The sequence below is a fragment of the Streptomyces sp. NPDC002935 genome, assembly GCF_040611295.1.
Taxonomy (GTDB): domain Bacteria; phylum Actinomycetota; class Actinomycetes; order Streptomycetales; family Streptomycetaceae; genus Streptomyces.
Genome location: NZ_JBEXNW010000014.1, coordinates 85,647 through 104,615 on the forward strand (window position 1 = coordinate 85,647; position 18,969 = coordinate 104,615).

Below are 18,969 nucleotides of genomic sequence, written 5' to 3' on the forward strand. Positions count from 1 at the left end.
GGTCGTCCCCGCCCGAAGGCCGCGACGTCCCTTGCCGGAGATTGCGTCACGATAACGATCGGTTCGGCCACAATCCGGCAGTTCATGAATGCGTAACACGCAGGGCGCCTTCGTCACTAGTGCGAAACATCGAGGGGCTTCCACGGAAACCGCGCTGCGCCAATCTCATGGCGCATAACCGGCCCACCCCTCACGACCCACTCAGGCTTCGCCCGCACGGGGCCGTACCAACGACGAGGAGACGCCGATGGCACCAGCCATCACCCTTGCCGCAGAGGCACCCAAGCTGTCTGCCGCCAACACAGGGTTCATGCTCATCTGTTCCGCCCTGGTGCTCATCATGACGCCCGGCCTCGCCTTCTTCTACGGAGGCATGGTCCGCGTCAAGAGCACCCTCAACATGCTGATGATGAGTTTCATCAGCATGGGGATCATCACCATCCTGTGGGTGCTGTACGGCTTCTCCCTCGCCTTCGGCACGGACAAGGGATCGTTCATCGGCTGGACCTCTGACTGGGTCGGCCTCAGCAACATCGGCCTGACGGAGCTGTGGGACGGGTACACCATCCCGGTCTTCGTCTTCATGATCTTCCAGTTGATGTTCGCGATCATCACGCCCGCCCTGATAAGCGGCGCTCTCGCGGATCGAGTCAAGTTCACGGCGTGGTCGCTCTTCATCGCGCTGTGGGCCACGGTCGTCTACTTCCCGGTCGCCCACTGGGTCTGGGGCGCGGGCGGCTGGGCCTTCGAGCTCGGTGTGATCGACTTCGCCGGTGGTACGGCGGTCCACATCAACGCGGGCGCCGCGGCGCTCGGCGTGATCCTGGTCATCGGCAAGCGCGTCGGCTTCAAGAAGGACCCGATGCGCCCGCACAGCCTCCCGCTGGTGATGCTCGGCTCCGGTCTGCTCTGGTTCGGCTGGTTCGGATTCAACGCCGGCTCGTGGCTCGGCAACGACGACGGCGTCGGCGCGCTGATGTTCGTCAACACGCAGATCGCCACCGCGGCCGCCATGCTGGCCTGGCTCGCCTACGAGAAGATCCGGCACGGCGCGTTCACCACGCTCGGCGCCGCCTCCGGCGCGGTCGCCGGTCTGGTCGCCATCACCCCGTCCGGCGGCGCGGTCTCCCCGCTCGGCGCGATCGCGGTCGGTGCCATCGCCGGTGTCCTGTGCGCCATGGCCGTGGGCCTGAAGTACAGGTTCGGCTACGACGACTCCCTGGACGTCGTCGGTGTCCACCTGGTCGGCGGTGTCATCGGCTCCCTGCTGATCGGCTTCTTCGCCAGCGGCAAGGGCCAGTCCACGGTCGAGGGCCTCTTCTACGGCGGCGGCCTGACCCAGTTCTGGAAGCAGTGCGCCGGCGTCTTCGCCGTCCTCGGCTACTCCCTCGTCGTCTCCGCCATCCTCGCCTTCCTCATCGACAAGACCATGGGTATGCGGGTCAGCGAGGACGAGGAGATCGCCGGCATCGACCAGGCCGAGCACGCCGAGACCGCATACGACTTCAGCGGTGCCGGCGGCGGCTCCGCCCGGACCGCCGTGCCCGCCTCGGCCGACACGGACGCCAAGAAGGTGGACGCATGAAGCTCATCACCGCCGTCGTGAAGCCGCACCGGCTCGACGAGATCAAGGAGGCCCTGCAGGCCTTCGGCGTGCACGGACTGACGGTCACCGAAGCCAGCGGCTACGGTCGGCAGCGGGGACACACCGAGGTCTACCGCGGCGCCGAGTACACGGTCGACCTCGTCCCCAAGATCCGCATCGAGGTGCTGGTCGAGGACGACGACGCCGAACAGCTCATCGACGTCGTCGTGAAGGCGGCCCGTACCGGCAAGATCGGTGACGGCAAGGTGTGGTCCATCCCGGTCGATACGGCCGTCCGGGTCCGGACCGGCGAGCGTGGCCCGGACGCACTCTGACCGGACCGGCCCGCACGAAGAAGAAAGACAGGAGTCGCTGGGTGACGAGTACGGACGCGCGAGTGGAAGCAGAGGACTCGGGACCCAGTGGCTACGCGGCGGCCCGGCTGCGCCTCCTCCAGGAGGGGGCGCGGTCCGGGCCGCCGCGCCGTGCCGCCCTCGCCGAACTGACGGACGACTGGCTGACCGGCCTGTTCACCGCCGGATCCGAAGGCCTGCGCGGGGTCTCCCTCATCGCCGTCGGCGGCTACGGCCGCGGTGAGCTCTCCCCCCGCAGCGACCTCGACCTGCTCCTCCTGCACGACGGCGGCGACTCCGGCGCCGTCGCCTCCCTCGCCGACCGCATCTGGTACCCCGTCTGGGATCTGGGCCTCGCCCTCGACCACTCGGTCCGTACCCCGGCCGAGGCCCGCAAGACCGCCTCCGACGACCTCAAGGTCCAGCTCGGCCTCCTCGACGCCCGCCACCTCGCGGGCGATCTCGGCCTCACCGCCGGACTGCGTACGGCCGTCCTCGCCGACTGGCGCAACCAGGCGCCCAAACGCCTGCCCGAACTGCAGGAACTGTGCGCGGAGCGCGCCGAACGCCAGGGCGAACTCCAGTACCTCCTCGAACCGGACCTGAAGGAAGCGCGCGGCGGACTGCGCGACGCCACCGCACTGCGCGCCGTCGCCGCCTCCTGGCTCGCGGACGCGCCCCGCGAAGGCCTCTCCGACGCACGCCGCAGGCTCCTGGACGTCCGCGACGCCCTGCACCTCACCACCGGGCGCGCCACCGACCGCCTCGCGCTCCAGGAACAGGACCAGGTCGCCGCCGAGCTCGGTCTGCTGGACGCCGACACGCTGCTGCGCCAGGTCTACGAGGCCGCGCGCGTCGTGTCTTACGCCAGTGACGTCACCTGGCGCGAAGTGAACCGCGTGCTGCGGTCGCGCGCTGTGCGTCCGCGGCTGCGCGCCATGCTGGGCGGCGGCAAGCCGGTCGGCGAGCGGTCCCCCCTCGCCGAGGGCGTGGTCGAGCAGGACGGCGAGGTGGTGCTCGCCCGCGCCGCACGTCCCGAGCGCGACCCCGTGCTCCCGCTGCGCGCCGCGGCCGCGGCCGCGCAGGCGGACCTCCCCCTGTCCCTGCACGCCGTCCGCCGCATGGCCGCCGTCGCGCGTCCCCTCCCCACGCCGTGGCCCGCCGAGGCACGCCAGCAGCTCGTGACGCTCCTCGGCTCGGGCCGCCCGACCATCGAGGTCTGGGAGGCGCTGGAGGCGGAAGGACTGATCACCCGGCTGCTGCCCGACTGGGAGCGGGTGCGCTGCCGGCCGCAGCGCAACGCCGTCCACATCTGGACCGTCGACCGTCACCTCATCGAGACGGCCGTCCGCGCCTCCGAACTCACCCGCCGCGTCGGCCGCCCCGACCTCCTCCTCGTCGCCTCCCTGCTGCACGACATCGGCAAGGGCTGGCCCGGCGACCACTCGGTGGCGGGCGAGATCATCGCCCGCGACGTGGCCGCCCGCATCGGCTTCGACCGCGCGGACGTGGCGGTGCTCGCGACCCTCGTACGCCACCATCTGCTGCTCATCGACACCGCGACCCGGCGCGACCTGGAGGACCCGGCCACCGTCCGCTCGGTCGCCGAGGCCGTCGGATCGCCGGGCACCCTGGAACTGCTGCACGCGCTCACCGAGGCGGACGCGCTGGCCACCGGGCCCGCCGCCTGGTCCTCCTGGCGCGGTTCCCTCGTCGCCGACCTGGTCAAGCGGGTCGCGGCCGTCCTAGCCGGGGACGCCCCCGAGGAGCCCGAGGACGCCGCGCCGACCGCCGAGCAGGAACGGCTCGCGATCGAGGCGTGCCGCACGGGCGGGCCAGTCCTGGCCCTGCGCGCGCAGACCGAGCCGGTCGAAGCCGAGGCCGGCACTGTCCCGGAGGACCCGGAGCCGCTCGGTGTGGAACTTCTCATCGCCGTACCGGACCAGCCCGGCGTGCTCCCCGCGGTGGCCGGCGTCCTCGCCATGCACCGGCTGACCGTCCGCACCGCCGAGCTGCGCGCCCTGGACCTGCCCGACGGTGTGGAAGGCTCGGTCCTGCTGCTCAACTGGCGGGTCGCCGCCGAGTACGGCTCCCTGCCGCAGGCCGCCCGCCTGCGCGCCGACCTCGTACGCGCCCTCGACGGTTCCCTCGACATCGCGGCGCGCCTCGCCGAACGCGACGCCGCCTACCCGCGCCGCCGCGGAACGATCGCGCCGCCACCCCGTGTGACCGTCGCCCCGGCCGCCTCGCGGCACGCCACGGTCATAGAGGTCCGCGCCCACGACGCCCCGGGCCTGCTGCACCGCATCGGGCGGGCCCTGGAGAAGGCGCACGTCCGGGTGCGGAGCATGCACGTCTCCACGCTCGGCGCGAACGCCGTGGACGCCTTCTACGTGACAGGCACGAAGGGGGCGCCCCTGCCGGGGGCGGAGGCCGCCTCGCTGGCGCGTGCTCTGGAGGACACACTGCGCGAGTGACCCTGCGGTCAGGCCGTACAGTCGTACGGTCGGACACAGACCGGATATGCGGCCCGCCGCCGCGGGGGTCGGCCGGACCGTGCGCCCGGCGCGCGACGGTGTTCGACGCGTTGTCCCCGCCACTGCGGGGTCCTCGTCCCCACCCGCCGAATCGACCGGCGGGGACGATTGTCTTGCGGGGGCGGATACCCTGGAGAGCGACCCAAACTGCCCCCGACTCCGAGGACCGACGCCACCGTGTTCGATACCCTCTCAGACCGCCTGAGCGCGACTTTCAAAAACCTCCGCGGGAAGGGCCGGCTCTCCGAGGCGGACATCGACGCCACGGCCCGCGAAATCCGCATCGCACTTCTCGAAGCCGACGTTGCCCTTCCTGTCGTCCGGACGTTCATCAAGAACGTCAAGGAGAGGGCGCTCGGGAGCGAGGTCTCCAAGGCGCTGAACCCCGCCCAGCAGGTCCTGAAGATCGTGAACGACGAGCTCGTCACGATCCTCGGCGGCGAGACCCGCCGACTCCGGTTCGCCAAGAACCCGCCCACCGTGATCATGCTCGCGGGTCTCCAGGGTGCCGGTAAGACCACGCTCGCCGGAAAGCTCGGCAAGTGGCTCAAGGACCAAGGCCACTCCCCGCTCCTCGTCGCCGCCGACCTCCAGCGCCCGAACGCGGTGAACCAGCTCAGCGTCGTCGCCGAGCGCGCGGGCGTCGCCGTCTACGCCCCCGAGCCGGGCAACGGCGTCGGCGACCCGGTCAAGGTCGCCAAGGACTCCATGGAGTTCGCGAAGACCAAGGTCCACGACATCGTGATCGTGGACACCGCCGGCCGCCTCGGTATCGACCAGGAGCTGATGCAGCAGGCCGCGGACATCCGCGACGCCGTCAGCCCCGACGAGATCCTCTTCGTCGTCGACGCGATGATCGGCCAGGACGCGGTCAACACGGCCGAGTCCTTCCGCGACGGCGTCGGCTTCGACGGCGTGGTGCTCTCCAAGCTCGACGGTGACGCCCGTGGTGGTGCGGCCCTGTCGATCGCCTCGGTCACCGGCAAGCCGATCATGTTCGCGTCGAACGGCGAGAAGCTCGACGACTTCGACGCGTTCCACCCGGACCGGATGGCCTCCCGCATCCTCGACATGGGTGACCTGCTCACCCTGATCGAGCAGGCGGAGAAGACGTTCAGCCAAGAAGAGGCCGAGAAGATGGCCTCCAAGCTGGCGTCCAAGAAGGGCCAGGACTTCACCCTGGACGACTTCCTGTCCCAGATGGAGCAGGTCCGGAAGATGGGCAGCATCAGCAAGCTGCTCGGCATGCTCCCGGGCATGGGCCAGATCAAGGACCAGATCAACAACCTCGACGAGCGCGACGTCGACCGCACGGCCGCCATCATCAAGTCGATGACGCCGGGCGAGCGCCAGGAGCCGACGATCATCAACGGCTCGCGCCGCGCCCGTATCGCCAAGGGCTCCGGCGTCGAGGTCAGCGCGGTCAAGGGCCTGGTCGAGCGCTTCTTCGAGGCCCGCAAGATGATGTCCCGCATGGCCCAGGGCGGCGGCATGCCGGGGATGCCCGGGATGCCGGGCATGGGCGGCGGCCCCGGCCGCGCCAAGAAGAAGCAGAAGCAGGCCAAGGGCAAGCAGCGCTCCGGCAACCCGATGAAGCGCAAGCTGCAGGAGGAAGAGGAGGCGGCCCGCCGCGAGGCCGGCGCCCAGAACGGCAACGCCTTCGGTCTTCCGCAGCAGAGCGCCCAGGACAACTTCGAGCTGCCGGACGAGTTCAAGAAGTTCATGGGCTGACCTCCCGTTCCGTACGGGAGCGCATTTCTGACGCCCGCTGGGGGCGCCCTTCACCGTGAGGGCGCCCCCAGTGGCATGACCGCGGGTGCCGGTGTCCGCCATCTGTCGTAACGTCCAGTTATGAGCAATGCCGTGCCGCCGCGCAAGGCACCCGACCAACCGTGGCGTACCGAGGGCACCCCGCCCGAGCCGACACCGCCGTCGGGCGGCCGGCGGAAGCTGCCCGGCGGCTGGTGGAGCCTGGCCCTGGCCGCGCTCATCGTGTTTCTGGTCGCCAACCTGGTGCTGTCCTTCTACAACCAGGGCAACGAGCCGACGATCTCGTACACCGAGTTCAGCAGGCAGGTGAGCGACGGCAACGTCTCCAAGATCTACTCCAAGGGCGACGCGATCCAGGGGCAGCTCAAGAACTCCCAGGAGAACCCCGACGGCGACGGGAAATACACCAAGTTCAAGACCCAGCGCCCGGTCTTCGCGGACGACAAGCTCTGGGAGAACCTGCAGAAGCACGACGTGACGGTGACCGCCTCGCCGGTCGTCCAGGAGCGCAGCTTCCTCTTCAATCTGCTGATCTCGCTCGCCCCGATGCTCCTGCTCGTCGTCCTGTGGATCTTCATCGCCCGGCGGATGGGCTCCGGCATGGGCGGCGCCGGCGGCATGCTCGGCCGCAAGACGCCCCCGAAGCCGGTCGAACTCGTGCCCGGCGGCAAACGCACGACGTTCGCGGACGTGGCCGGCATCGACGAGGTCGCCGGTGAGCTCAACGACGTCGTGGACTTCCTCAAGAACCCGGACGCGTACCGCAGGATGGGCGCGAAGATGCCCCGCGGTGTGCTGCTGGCGGGCCCGCCCGGTACGGGAAAGACCCTGCTCGCACGGGCCGTCGCGGGGGAGGCGGGTGTCCCGTTCTTCTCGGCCTCCGCCTCCGAGTTCATCGAGATGATCGTCGGCGTCGGCGCCTCGCGCGTCCGTGAGCTGTTCGCCGAGGCCCGCAAGGTGGCCCCGTCCATCATCTTCATCGACGAGATCGACACCATCGGACGGGCGCGGTCCGGCGGCTCGGGCATGGGCGGCCACGACGAGCGTGAGCAGACGCTGAACCAGATCCTCACCGAGATGGACGGCTTCTCCGGCTCGGAGGGTGTCATCGTCATCGCCGCCACCAACCGCGCGGACATCCTGGACCCGGCGCTCACCCGTCCCGGCCGCTTCGACCGCGTCGTCAACGTCTCGCCCCCCGACCGCGGCGGCCGCGAGGCCATCCTGGAGATCCACACCCGCGAGATCCCGCTCGCCCCCGACGTGGACCTGACCCAGGTGGCCCGCACCACCCCGGGCATGACCGGTGCCGACCTCGCCAACCTCGCCAACGAGGCCGCCCTCCTCGCCGTCAAGCGCAAGCAGGACGAGGTGACACCGAGCGACCTCTCCGAAGCGCTCGAGAAGATCCAGCTCGGCGCCGAACGCTCCCTGGTCATGCCCTACGAGGAACGCCGCCGCACCGCGTACCACGAGAGCGGCCACGCCCTCCTCGGCATGCTGCGGCCCGGCGCCGACCCGGTCCGCAAGATCACCATCGTTCCGCGCGGACGCGCCCTCGGCGTCACCCTCTCGACGCCGGACGCGGACCGGTACGCCTACACCGAGGAGTACCTGCGCGGCCGCATCATCGGCGCCCTCGGCGGCATGGCCGCCGAACACGTCGTCTACGACGTCGTCACCACGGGCTCGGAGAACGACCTGGAACAGGTCACGAACATCGCCCGCGGCATGGTCGCCCGCTGGGGCATGAGCGAACGCGTCGGCCGGCTCTCAGCGCTGCCCAACGACGCCCAGCAGGCCTACGGCCTCGCGGCGGCCCCGGGCACCCTCGACTCCATCGACCACGAGATGCGCCGCATCGTCGACGAGTGCTACGAGGAGGCCTGCCAGAAACTCCGCGAGCACAGAGGACAACTGGACGCCCTGGCGGAGGCGCTGCTCGCGAACGAGACGCTCGAGGAGGTGGAGGCGTACCGGATCGCCGGGGTGCCCCGGACGGTGAAGGAGCTCTGAACGCCTCAGACCGTCCGGGCGATCAGATACCGGAACACGTTCGGCATCCAGACCGTCCCGTCCCTCCGCAGATGCGGATGCAGCGCCTCGGCGACCTCCTTGTCGACCTGGGCGTGATCGGTGGCGTCGATCGCGGCGTCGAAGAGTCCCGTGGACAGCAGCCCCCGCACGGCACTGTCCACATCGGCGTACCCGAACGGGCAGGCCACCCGGCCCGAGCCGTCCGGCCGCAGCCCGGCCCGCTGGGCGACCTCCTCCAGGTCGTCCCGGCGGGCGGCGCGCAAGGGCGCCGTGCCGCGCAGGGGATCGGCCAGTTTGGTGGCCACCCGCAGCACGGCCGACGTGCTGCACCGCTCCGGCGGCCCCCATCCGACCAGCACCACGGGCGTTCCGCGGCCGGTGAGCGGTGCCGCCTTTGCGAGCAGCGAACCGAGGTCCTCGGAGTCGCCGGACACGCACCCGATCGGCTCGAACGCGGTCACCAGGTTGTACGCCGGCGCTCCCGTGACGGCCGCGTCCCCGGGCGGGCCGGCCACGAGCCGGGTGTCGCCGCGCGGGCGCGTGCCCCAGCCCTCCGGCAGCAGACGCTCCCGCGCGAGGGCCAGCCGTTCGGGTGACGAGGAGTCGACACCCGTGACCGCGGCGCCGCGGGAGGCCGCCATCAGCAGGGCGAGCCCCGACCCGCAGCCGAGCCCCAGCAGCCGTGTCCCACCGCCCACGTCGAGCCGCTCGTAGACGGCCTCGTAGAGCGGCACCAGCATCCGCTCCTGGATCTCGGCCCAGTCACGCGCGCGTGCACCCCGGTCCGCGCGGGGCGACGGGCCCGCATGAGGAAGGTGCTGCCGCACGAGCGTAGGTGTCATCGAAAGTGCCCCAATCCGCCGAGAGTTGCTGCCGGGCCTTCACCTTCGCCCCCGCGCACGAGGCCCGCACTCCCCCCGTATGTCAGGTAACTCCGCCCTCGACGCGGCGTCCAGGGGTTGCGGGGCCCCGTTTGTGCGCGGGCCGCAAAGGGCGCGAGAATTCACATACCGGCAACGTGGGCCCGTACCATCGCCGCATGGCAAAGGCTCCCGTTCTCACGCCCCAAGCGGACGATTTCCCGCGCTGGTACCAGGACTTGATCAACAAGGCCGAGCTGGCCGACAACGGCCCGGTGCGCGGAACCATGGTCATCCGGCCGTACGGGTACGGGCTGTGGGAGCGGATGCAGCAGGAGATGGACGCCCGCATCAAGGAAGCCGGCGCCCAGAACGCGTACTTCCCGCTGTTCATCCCGCAGTCCTACCTGACCCGGGAGGCGGAGCACGTCGAGGGTTTCGCCCCCGAGCTCGCGGTCGTCACGCACGGCGGCGGCAAGGAGCTGGAGGAGCCGGTCGTCGTCCGCCCCACCTCCGAGACGATCATCAACGAGTACTTCTCCAAGTGGGTGCAGAGCTACCGCGACCTGCCGCTGCTGATCAACCAGTGGGCGAACGTGGTCCGTTGGGAAATGCGTCCGCGGGTGTTCCTCCGAACGACTGAATTCCTCTGGCAGGAGGGCCACACCGCCCACGCCACCTACGAGGACGCCCGGGACTACGCCGCGCACATCCACAAGGAGGTGTACGCCGACTTCATGGCGGACGTCCTCGGCATCGACGTCGTCCTTGGCCGGAAGACGGCGAGCGAGCGGTTCGCGGGCGCCATCAACACCCTCACGCTCGAAGCGATGATGGGCGACGGCAAGGCGCTCCAGATGGGCACCAGCCACGAGCTGGGGCAGAACTTCGCGAAGGCGTTCAACACCCGGTACCTGTCCAAGGACGGAAAGCAGGAGCTCGTCTGGCAGACCTCCTGGGGGTCCTCGACCCGCATGGTGGGTGGCCTGATCATGTCGCACGGTGATGACAGTGGGTTGCGGGTGCCGCCCCGTCTCGCCCCAGTACAGGTTGTCGTCCTCGCGATCAAGGGGGACGAATCGGTTCTGGCCAAGGTCCGCGAGATCGGCGACCGGCTGAAGGCGGCGGGTGTACGGGTCCAGGTCGACGACCGCACGGACACCCCCTTCGGGCGCCGCGCCATCGACTGGGAACTCAAGGGCGTCCCCGTTCGCGTCGAGGTCGGCCCCCGTGACCTGGAGAACGGCACCGCGATGCTGGTCCGCCGCATCCCCGGAGGCAAGGAGCCCGTCGCCGTCGACGCGCTGGCGGGACTGCTCCCCGCGATCCTGGAGGAGGACCAGGCGCTGCTCCTGCGGCAGTCGCGCGAGCGCCGCGAGTCGCGCACGTCGGACGTGACGACGATCGACGCGGCCGTGGAGGCCGCCGTCGCGGGCGGCTGGGCACGCATTCCGTGGGCCGACCTCGGCGAAGAGGGCGAGGTCAGGCTCGCCGAGCACGCGGTGACCGTACGGTGTCTGGTCGCCGAGGACGGGTCGGTGCCCGATGCCGACGACGCACCCGGTAACGTCGCCGTCGTCGCCCGCGCCTACTGACCGGGCGCCGAGGGCGACCGAAACACCTCTTGCGCGTCTGCCGGCCACAGGTGCCCCGGCGCGTGCATACCGTCTACGTGCCGGGGCGTACGTGTCCCTACGTACCGCCTTGGTAGGAGCTGTGCCGCTTCTCCGCAGATCAGCGCACCCGCCCTCGTCAGGACGCATCAGCGGCAACTGACGGGTACGTGCAAATTATTTGGGATGCCCCGGAATCGGAACACAGGGGCACCCCCGCTCGTTGTCATTACGTGAGCACGACACCACCTGTTCTCGCCGCAGAGCTGGCAGGGGCGTGGGCCGACATTCAGCGGCACCACCCCGAGTTGCCCGATCTTGCCGCGCCAGAGTCCCTGATCGGAGAATCGTCGTCCGCCTGCGGACACGAGCTCTCCTTCGAACGACTGCTTCACGAAGCAGTCCACGGCATCGCCGCCGCCCGCGGAGTCCGCGACACCTCGCGCGCCGGCCGGTATCACAACCGCAGATTCCTCGCCATCGCCGAGGAGATGGGCCTCGACCACCCCGAGGAGCCGCATCCCAGCAGTGGCTTCTCGCTGGTCACGCTCAACCCCGAGGCGAAGCGCCGTTACCGCCCGACGATCGAGCGGCTCCAGCGCGCGCTGAAGGCCCACTCGGCCGCCACCGCCGCGGACACCGCCCGCTCGTTCCGCGGCCCGGCCGCCCGCCACGGCTCCTCCGGGGGAGGCGTCCGCGTCAAGGCCGTCTGCGACTGCGGGCGCAATGTGCGCGTGGTCCCGTCCGTCCTCGCGCAGGCGCCGATCGTGTGCGGGGGGTGTGGCAAACCCTTCCGGATTCCGGAGGTGGTCGGGGCGGCCGCCGGCTGAGGTGCGCGCGACCGGCGTCTCGTGGGTGCCGGACGAGTGCGCGCGGCCCGTGAGCAGTCGTGCCTTCCCCCACTGCCCCTGAGGGAGTGGGGGAATTCAGGAGGCACGAGTGCGCACGGGCGGCATCTCACCGCGCCCACCGCCGCCGATCCGTGCCGGCCCATGCCTGACGGGCACCCGGAACGCCGGGTGCCCGTCAGGCATGGGCCGACGCACCCTCGGTCCGGGCCGCCCGCAGTATGTGGCAGAATGGCTAGCTGTACTCGACAGTCGCATAGGACCCCTCTCTCCTCCGGCTGACGCGTCCATCGGACACTCGGGTACCGCAACCCCACGCGGCCATCTCGTCGTGTCCAACCCCGTCAAGACCAGGAGACACCACTTCCGTGGCAGTCAAGATCAAGCTGAAGCGTCTGGGCAAGATCCGTTCGCCTCACTACCGCATCGTCGTCGCCGACTCCCGTACCCGCCGTGATGGCCGGGCCATCGAGGAGATCGGTCTGTACCACCCGGTGCAGAACCCTTCGCGCATCGAGGTCGACTCGGACCGCGCGCAGTACTGGCTGGGTGTCGGCGCGCAGCCGACCGAGCCCGTGCTCGCCATCCTGAAGCTGACCGGCGACTGGCAGAAGTTCAAGGGCCTGCCGGCCCCGGCTCCGCTGCTCGTGGCCGAGCCGAAGGCCGCGCGCCCGCTGTTCGACGCCCTCGGTGGCGACGACACGGGCAAGGGTGAGGCCATCACCCAGAAGAAGAAGGCTGAGAAGAAGGACGAGGCTCCGGCCGAGTCCGAGTCGACCGAGGCCTGAGCATGCTCGAGGAGGCTCTCGAGCACCTCGTGAAGGGCATCGTAGACAACCCCGACGATGTGCAGGTCGCCTCGCGCAACCTGCGCCGCGGGCGCGTTCTCGAGGTCCGGGTCCACCCCGACGACCTCGGCAAGGTGATCGGCCGCAACGGCCGTACCGCGCGCGCTCTGCGTACCGTCGTGGGCGCCATCGGCGGCCGCGGTGTCCGCGTCGACCTTGTCGACGTGGACCACGTCCGCTGACGTAACAGGCAGCACCGGCTCGGGCCGGGGAGGGCTTACGAGCCGTCCCCGGCCCGTAGTCGTCTGCGAACCCTCGCGGACGGCCGCGGACCTCGTGGACGTCCACGCACCCCGCAGGGTCCGCGCATTCGAAGTCGTCGTCATGAAGCATTGCCGTCGGCACACGACAGGAGATCAAGCAGTGCAGCTGGTAGTCGCTCGCGTCGGCCGCGCCCACGGCATCAAGGGCGAGGTCACCGTGGAGGTCCGCACCGACGAGCCGGAGCTCAGGCTCGGGCCCGGTGCCGTCCTGCTCACCGATCCGGCCTCCACCGGACCGCTGACCATCGAGACGGGCCGCGTCCACAGCGGCCGTCTTCTGCTGCGCTTCGCAGGCGTACGGGACCGCAACGCCGCCGAGGCGCTGCGCAACACCCTGCTGATCGCCGAGGTCGACCCGAACGAGGTGCCGGAGGACCCGGACGAGTACTACGACCACCAGCTGATGGACCTGGACGTGGTCACCAAGGACGGCGAGGAGGTCGGACGCATCACCGAGATCTCGCACCTGCCCTCGCAGGACCTGTTCGTGGTGGAGCGCCCGGACGGGACCGAGGTGCTTATCCCGTTCGTGGAGGAGATCGTCGTCGAGATCGACCTGGAGGAGCAGCGCGCCGTCATCGACCCGCCGCCCGGCCTGATCGACGACCAGGCCGAGGTCGCCTCCGCCAGGGACGCCGAGAACGGCTCCTCGGAGGGCGACGAGGACGCCGCGGGGGCCGACGCCTGATGCGGCTCGACGTCGTCACGATCTTCCCCGAGTACCTGGAACCCCTGAACGTCTCGCTCGTGGGCAAGGCACGCGCGCGTGGACAGCTGAACGTGCACGTGCACGATCTTCGGGAGTGGACCTACGACCGTCACAACACGGTCGACGACACTCCCTACGGCGGTGGCCCCGGCATGGTCATGAAGACCGAGCCCTGGGGCGAGGCCCTGGACTCCGCCCTGGCCGACGGCTACGAGACGGGCTCCCACGGGCCCGTCCTGGTGGTCCCCACTCCCAGCGGACGCCCTTTCACCCAGGAACTCGCCGTCGAGCTCTCCGAGCGTCCGTGGCTGGTCTTCGCGCCCGCGCGCTACGAGGGCATCGACCGCCGGGTCATCGACGAGTACGCGACGAGGATGCCCGTCTACGAGGTGTCCATCGGCGACTATGTCCTCGCCGGCGGAGAGGCGGCCGTCCTGGTCGTCACCGAGGCCGTGGCCCGGCTGCTGCCGGGCGTCCTCGGCAACGCCGAGTCGCACCGCGACGACTCCTTCGCCCCCGGGGCCATGGCCAACCTCCTGGAGGGCCCGGTCTACACCAAGCCTCCGCGGTGGCGCGGCCGTGAGATCCCCGACGTGCTGGTCAGCGGCCACCACGGGAAGATCGCCCGCTGGCGCCGCGACGAGGCCCTGCGCCGGACGGCGGCGAACCGGCCCGACCTCATCGAGCGCTGCGATGCCGCGGCCTTCGACAAGAAGGACCGCGAGATGCTCTCGATCCTGGGCTGGCAGCCGGACCCCGGCGGCCGATTTTGGCGCAGGCCCGAGGCCGTGGAAGAATAGGCCGCTGCTCTCCGTCGTCCGGCGTGCGCCCCTGCCACGGGGGGACACGACGCCCGTCCCGACGAGGCAGCATCATCTTCGAACTTCTCTCCCGTTGATGACCTGTGGCATCAACGAAGAAAGCAGACAAAATGTCTCACCTGCTCGACTCCGTCGACGGCGCGTCGCTGCGCACCGACATCCCGGCGTTCCGCCCGGGTGACACCGTCAACGTCCACGTCCGCGTCATCGAGGGCAACCGCTCCCGTGTGCAGCAGTTCAAGGGCGTAGTCATCCGCCGCCAGGGCGCCGGTGTCCGCGAGACCTTCTCGGTCCGCAAGGTCTCGTTCTCCGTCGGCGTCGAGCGCACCTTCCCGGTGCACACCCCGATCGTCGAGAAGATCGAGGTCGTCACCCGCGGTGACGTGCGTCGCGCCAAGCTGTACTACCTCCGTGACCTGCGCGGCAAGGCCGCGAAGATCAAGGAGAAGCGCGACCGCTGAGCCGGTGCCGCCGCGGTGATCCGTCGGCGACCGAGCCGGTAGGACGGTGTCTCAGGGAGGCCGGATAGCATCTGGCCTCGATGGACACCGAAGCACAGCCTGTGGAGCGCGACCGCTCCTCCCGCCCTTCCGCTTCCGAGGAGATCTCGGACACAGCGGGGCCGGAGGGACGGTCGCGTTTCGCGTTCGCCGACCGGGTCGCCGACTGGCTCCCCGGAGGCCGGATCACCCTGACCGTGCTGGGCTGTCTGGTATTTCTGCTGCTGGTCAGCCGCTTCGTGATGCAGCCGTTCGAAATTCCCAGCGGCTCCATGGAGTCCGGATTGAGGATCGGGGACCGCGTTCTCGTAAATAAGTTGGCGTACCGTTTCGGTTCCGAGCCGCAGCGGGGCGACGTCGTCGTGTTCGACGGCACCGGCTATTTCGGGAACGCCGACTACATCAAGCGCGTCGTCGGGGTAGAGGGAGACCATGTGGTCTGCTGCGACAAGGAGGGAAGACTCGAAGTGAACGGCCGATCGGTCGACGAGTCGACATTTCTCCATCGGGGCGACAGCCCGTCCGACGTGCCCTTCGACATCGTCGTGCCCGAGCGGTCCCTCTTCCTCCTGGGCGATCACCGCAGCCGCTCCAGCGACTCCCGCGACCATCTCGGCTCGCCCGGCGGCGGCATGGTCCCCGTCGGTGACGTCATCGGCAGGGCCGACTGGATCGCCTGGCCCGCGGGCCACTGGACCCGTCTGACACGTTCTGACGCCTACGCGGGTGTGCCCGCCACCGGGGGTGCCCGTGGGTAACCGTGGACGAGCGCGCGGGGTCTCCGCCAGCGCCGCCGACAACCTGCTGCCCACCGGGTCCCGGCGTGCCTCCGGAGGTGCCGCCCGGCCCAGCCGGGTCGAACGGCGCAAGCTCGCCCGCAAGATCAAGCGGCGCAGGCGGCGCTCGGCGGTCAAGGAGATACCGCTCCTGGTCGGCGTCGCCGTGCTGATAGCCCTGGTCCTCAAGACCTTCCTCGTCCAGGCCTTCGTGATCCCGTCGGGCTCCATGGAGAACACGATCCAGATCGGTGACCGCGTCCTGGTGGACAAGTTCACCCCCTGGTTCGGCTCCGAGCCCAAGCGCGGTGACGTCGTCGTCTTCAAGGACCCCGGGGGCTGGCTCACCGCCGAGGACACCAAGAAGAAGAACGACCCGGTGGTCGTCAAGCAGTTCAAGCAGGGGCTGACCTTCATCGGCCTGCTGCCGTCCGACAACGAGAAGGACCTCATCAAGCGGGTCGTCGGGGTCGGCGGCGACACGGTGAAGTGCTGTGACGCGCAGGGCCGGGTGACCGTGAACGGCACACCCCTGACCGAGCCGTACATCTACGCCGGCGACAAACCGTCGGACTTCTCCTTCGAGGTGAAGGTCCCCGAGGGCCGTCTGTTCGTGCTGGGCGATCACCGGGGCAACTCCGCCGACTCCCGTTACCACCGCACCGACAAGTTCAGCGGTACCGTCTCCGAGGAGTCGATCGTGGGCCGGGCGATGGTCATCGGTTGGCCCATCGGTCACTGGACCCGGCTGCAGGAGCCGAGCACCTTCTCGACGGTGGCCGACGCGCCTGGAGGGTCGACCTCCGGTCTCTCCCTGTCGCATAGGGTGGCCTCAGCGGATCCAGATGGATTGATCCCGCTCCCGAGCCCTGCGGAACTCCCGCTCGTTATGGGAGTGGTGGGCCTGCGCCGAATACGGCGCGGGCGGCGGCACGGAGTGAGGAGTGGATGTGGGGGATGTGGCGGTCGGCGCACGGTCTGGACACGAAGGTCCCGAAGGGCAGCCGGAGCGGCCCGACGATGCGGCTGCCCCTGCCGTAGAGGACGGTTCGGGTTCTGGGAGCGGCTCCGAGGACGGGGACGCCTCGACCGGGCGCGCCGAGCGGGACCCGAAGTCCACGAAGCAGCGCTCCTTCTGGAAGGAACTGCCGATCCTCATCGGCATCGCCCTGGTACTGGCGCTGCTCATCAAGACCTTCCTGGTGCAGGCGTTCTCGATCCCCTCGGACTCGATGCAGAACACCCTCCAGCAGGGTGACCGCGTTCTGGTCGACAAGCTGACCCCATGGTTCGGCTCGGAGCCGGAGCGCGGCGAGGTCGTCGTCTTCCACGACCCCGACAACTGGCTGGCGGGCGAGCCCACGGCCAACCCGAACGCCCTGCAGACGTTCCTCAGCTGGATCGGCCTGATGCCGTCCGCCGAGGAGAAGGACCTCATCAAGAGGGTCATCGGCGTCGGCGGCGACACCGTCCAGTGCAACGGCACCGGCCCGCTCACCGTCAACGGCAAGGCGCTGAACGAGGACGCGTACGTCTACGCCGGGAACACCCCGTGCAGCCAGGACGAGGACGGCGGCCAGTTCAAGGTCAAGGTTCCCGAGGGCATGATCTGGGTGATGGGTGACCACCGCCAGAACTCGCGGGACTCGCGCTACAACCAGGCGGACAAGCACCACGGCATGGTGCCCGTGAACGAGGTCGTCGGCCGTGCCATCGTCAAGGCCTGGCCCATCAACCGCTGGGGCACCCTCCCGGTCCCGGACACCTTCGACCAGTCCGGCCTGAACGACCAGGCGGCCGCGGGGATCACCTCGCCGGGTGCCGTGGCCCTCGTGGGCGCGGTGCCGCTCGTGCTGGTGCGACGCAGGCGCAAGGCGTCCAAGGACGACTGAGACGACGCTCGGCCTTCGGGGCCGGCCGGTCCGGATTTCTCCGGGGCGGCCGGCCCCGGCTCGTTTTCCGGCGGAGGGCGGAGGGCGGAGGGCGGAGGGCGGAGGGCGGAGGGCGGAGGGCGGAGGGGCAGGGGCAGGGCCACGGTGGCGGACTGCTGCGGGCCGAGGGCGGACGGTACGAGCCCCACGCGTGTCCGCCCTGACGGTGATCGTGATCCGGACCATGGGCTGACCCCGGACCGTACCCCCGGGTAAGGTGCGGACCCATGGGTGGCGAGAGCGCAACACGTACGGCCCCGCGCAGCGGTGGCGCAGGCACGGCCCCGGTGGGCAGCAAGGCCGGACAGCGGTTGTCCGGGCTGGCGGTCGCGCTGGGCCTGGTGCTGTTCCTCGGCGGATTCGTTTGGGGAGCGGTGGTCTATCTGCCGTACACCGTGCCCACGAGTTCGATGTCACCGACGATCAATGTGGGCGACCGGGTACTGGCGCAGCGCGTCGACGGGAGCGACGTCCGACGCGGTGACGTCGTCGTCTTCAAGGACGAGGCCTGGGTCGCCAACGCGTCCGTGGTCAAGCGTGTGGTCGCCGTCGGCGGTGACACGGTCTCCTGCTGCACCAAGGGCAAGCTGACCGTCAACGGCAAGCAGATCGACGAACCGTATCTGCCCGAGGGAAGCCTCGCCGAGATCACGGACTTCCCGACGGTGAAGGTCCCCAAGGGGCGGCTGTTCCTGCTCGGCGACGAGCGGCAGGGCTCGCTGGACTCCACCGCTCATCTGCAGGACGCGGCCGGCGGCACCGTAGCGCGCGGCGCCGTGACGGCCCGGGTCGACGCCATCGCCTGGCCGATGAACGGCATGCTCGAGCGCCCCACCGGTTTCGAGGCGCTCGGCGCGCTGTCCGAGCCGGGACCCCTCCGTACGATGGTCGCCCTGGTGATCGCCGGTGCCGTGCTTGTGCTGGGTGGCGCGGCGTACGGGCCCATCGCCAAGCGGGCGGGCCGTAACCGCGCGCGTACGGAGCCCGCCGGTGCCCGCTGAGGCGGCGGACCGGGGCGAGGACTCGTATCGGGGCGGGCTCCGCAAGGTCGCCCGGGTCGTGCTGCTCGACCCGCAGGACCGCGTACTTCTGCTGCACGGCCACGAGCCGGACGACCCCTCGGACGACTGGTGGTTCACACCGGGCGGCGGCCTGGAGGGCGACGAGACCCGGGAGCAGGCCGCCCTGCGGGAACTCGTGGAGGAGACCGGTATCACAGAGGTCGAACTGGGCCCGGTGCTGTGGCGGCGGATTTGCTCGTTCCCGTTCGCGGGGCGGCGCTGGGACCAGGACGAGTGGTACTTCCTGGCCCGTACGACCCAGACGGCCACGGTGGCCGCGGGGCTGACGGACCTGGAGCGGCGCAGCGTCGCCGGAGCGCGCTGGTGGACGTGCCGGGAACTGACCGAGGCACATGAGACGGTGTATCCGACCAAGCTCGCCGGGCTGCTGCGCAGGGTGCTCGACGAGGGTCCCCCGGCCACGCCCGAGGTCCTCGACACGGAAATCGTCTAGGGG

Annotated in this window: 17 protein-coding genes and 1 pseudogene; 17 read left to right on the forward strand and 1 reads right to left on the reverse strand. The window is 70.2% G+C overall.

Annotation, left to right across the window (positions count from 1 at the left end; all coding sequences use genetic code 11):
• Positions 1-247 precede the first annotated feature (247 nt).
• From ABZX90_RS20685 to ftsH, 5 genes are all read left to right on the forward strand, one after another.
• Positions 248-1,585 (forward strand): ammonium transporter, encoded by a 1,338-nt coding sequence (locus ABZX90_RS20685; protein ID WP_351123674.1) that lies wholly within the window; start codon positions 248-250, stop codon positions 1,583-1,585.
• Entirely contained in the window at positions 1,582-1,920 is a 339-nt protein-coding gene (locus ABZX90_RS20690; protein WP_003993253.1) for a P-II family nitrogen regulator, read from the forward strand. The genes ABZX90_RS20685 and ABZX90_RS20690 overlap by 4 nt, the downstream gene beginning before the upstream one ends.
• Positions 1,921-1,961: 41 nt before the next feature.
• Positions 1,962-4,415: a [protein-PII] uridylyltransferase gene (locus ABZX90_RS20695; RefSeq protein ID WP_351123671.1), complete on the forward strand. Its 2,454-nt coding sequence runs from the start codon at positions 1,962-1,964 to the stop codon at positions 4,413-4,415.
• A 237-nt stretch (positions 4,416-4,652) separates the two neighbouring features.
• Positions 4,653-6,206 (forward strand): signal recognition particle protein, encoded by a 1,554-nt coding sequence (gene ffh, locus ABZX90_RS20700; RefSeq protein ID WP_351123668.1) that lies wholly within the window; start codon positions 4,653-4,655, stop codon positions 6,204-6,206.
• Positions 6,207-6,326: 120 nt separating this feature from the next.
• Entirely contained in the window at positions 6,327-8,261 is a 1,935-nt protein-coding gene (gene ftsH, locus ABZX90_RS20705) for an ATP-dependent zinc metalloprotease FtsH (RefSeq protein ID WP_351123665.1), read from the forward strand.
• A gap of 5 nt (positions 8,262-8,266) precedes the next feature.
• On the opposite strand, the gene ABZX90_RS20710 is transcribed toward ftsH, so the two are convergent.
• Positions 8,267-9,124 carry an SAM-dependent methyltransferase gene (locus ABZX90_RS20710; protein WP_355206761.1) on the reverse strand — a complete coding sequence of 286 codons (858 nt, stop codon included), beginning with the start codon at positions 9,122-9,124 and terminating at the stop codon, positions 8,267-8,269.
• 197 nt (positions 9,125-9,321) lie between these two features.
• Between ABZX90_RS20710 and proS the strand changes: the two genes are divergently transcribed.
• The 12 genes and pseudogenes from proS to ABZX90_RS20770 all read left to right on the forward strand — a co-directional run bounded on the left by proS (position 9,322) and on the right by ABZX90_RS20770 (position 18,966).
• Complete coding sequence (gene proS, locus ABZX90_RS20715) at positions 9,322-10,737, forward strand: proline--tRNA ligase (RefSeq protein ID WP_355206764.1); 1,416 nt, start codon at positions 9,322-9,324, stop codon at positions 10,735-10,737.
• A 251-nt stretch (positions 10,738-10,988) separates the two neighbouring features.
• The gene (locus ABZX90_RS20720) at positions 10,989-11,585 is read left to right on the forward strand and encodes a hypothetical protein (protein ID WP_266763183.1); all 597 of its coding nucleotides are present in this window, start codon (positions 10,989-10,991) and stop codon (positions 11,583-11,585) included.
• Positions 11,586-11,971: 386 nt separating this feature from the next.
• Complete coding sequence (gene rpsP / locus ABZX90_RS20725; protein WP_351123659.1) at positions 11,972-12,391, forward strand: 30S ribosomal protein S16; 420 nt, start codon at positions 11,972-11,974, stop codon at positions 12,389-12,391.
• A gap of 2 nt (positions 12,392-12,393) precedes the next feature.
• Complete coding sequence (locus ABZX90_RS20730; RefSeq protein ID WP_003973401.1) at positions 12,394-12,633, forward strand: RNA-binding protein; 240 nt, start codon at positions 12,394-12,396, stop codon at positions 12,631-12,633.
• Between the two features lie 181 nt (positions 12,634-12,814).
• Positions 12,815-13,402, forward strand: coding sequence for a ribosome maturation factor RimM (gene rimM / locus ABZX90_RS20735; protein ID WP_355206768.1), 588 nt, complete (start codon positions 12,815-12,817; stop codon positions 13,400-13,402).
• Positions 13,402-14,223 (forward strand): tRNA (guanosine(37)-N1)-methyltransferase TrmD, encoded by an 822-nt coding sequence (trmD, locus tag ABZX90_RS20740; protein WP_351123653.1) that lies wholly within the window; start codon positions 13,402-13,404, stop codon positions 14,221-14,223. The genes rimM and trmD overlap by 1 nt, the downstream gene beginning before the upstream one ends.
• Positions 14,224-14,354: 131 nt before the next feature.
• Positions 14,355-14,705: a 50S ribosomal protein L19 gene (gene rplS, locus ABZX90_RS20745; protein ID WP_351123650.1), complete on the forward strand. Its 351-nt coding sequence runs from the start codon at positions 14,355-14,357 to the stop codon at positions 14,703-14,705.
• Between the two features lie 80 nt (positions 14,706-14,785).
• A complete protein-coding gene (gene lepB / locus ABZX90_RS20750) occupies positions 14,786-15,502 on the forward strand; it encodes a signal peptidase I (protein ID WP_355206772.1) in 717 nt (238 codons plus the stop codon).
• A pseudogene (lepB, locus tag ABZX90_RS20755) lies at positions 15,495-16,532 on the forward strand (signal peptidase I); the annotation flags it as partial. The gene lepB (ABZX90_RS20750) and the pseudogene lepB (ABZX90_RS20755), both read left to right, overlap by 8 nt.
• Positions 16,471-17,412, forward strand: a complete 942-nt coding sequence (gene lepB / locus ABZX90_RS20760; RefSeq protein WP_351123645.1) for a signal peptidase I — start codon at positions 16,471-16,473, stop codon at positions 17,410-17,412. The pseudogene lepB (ABZX90_RS20755) and the gene lepB (ABZX90_RS20760), both read left to right, overlap by 62 nt.
• Before the next feature lie 266 nt (positions 17,413-17,678).
• Complete coding sequence (gene lepB, locus ABZX90_RS20765) at positions 17,679-18,452, forward strand: signal peptidase I (protein WP_351123642.1); 774 nt, start codon at positions 17,679-17,681, stop codon at positions 18,450-18,452.
• Positions 18,442-18,966: an NUDIX hydrolase gene (locus ABZX90_RS20770; RefSeq protein ID WP_351123639.1), complete on the forward strand. Its 525-nt coding sequence runs from the start codon at positions 18,442-18,444 to the stop codon at positions 18,964-18,966. Before lepB (ABZX90_RS20765) ends, ABZX90_RS20770 begins: the two co-directional genes overlap by 11 nt.
• The last annotated feature ends 3 nt before the right edge of the window (positions 18,967-18,969 follow it).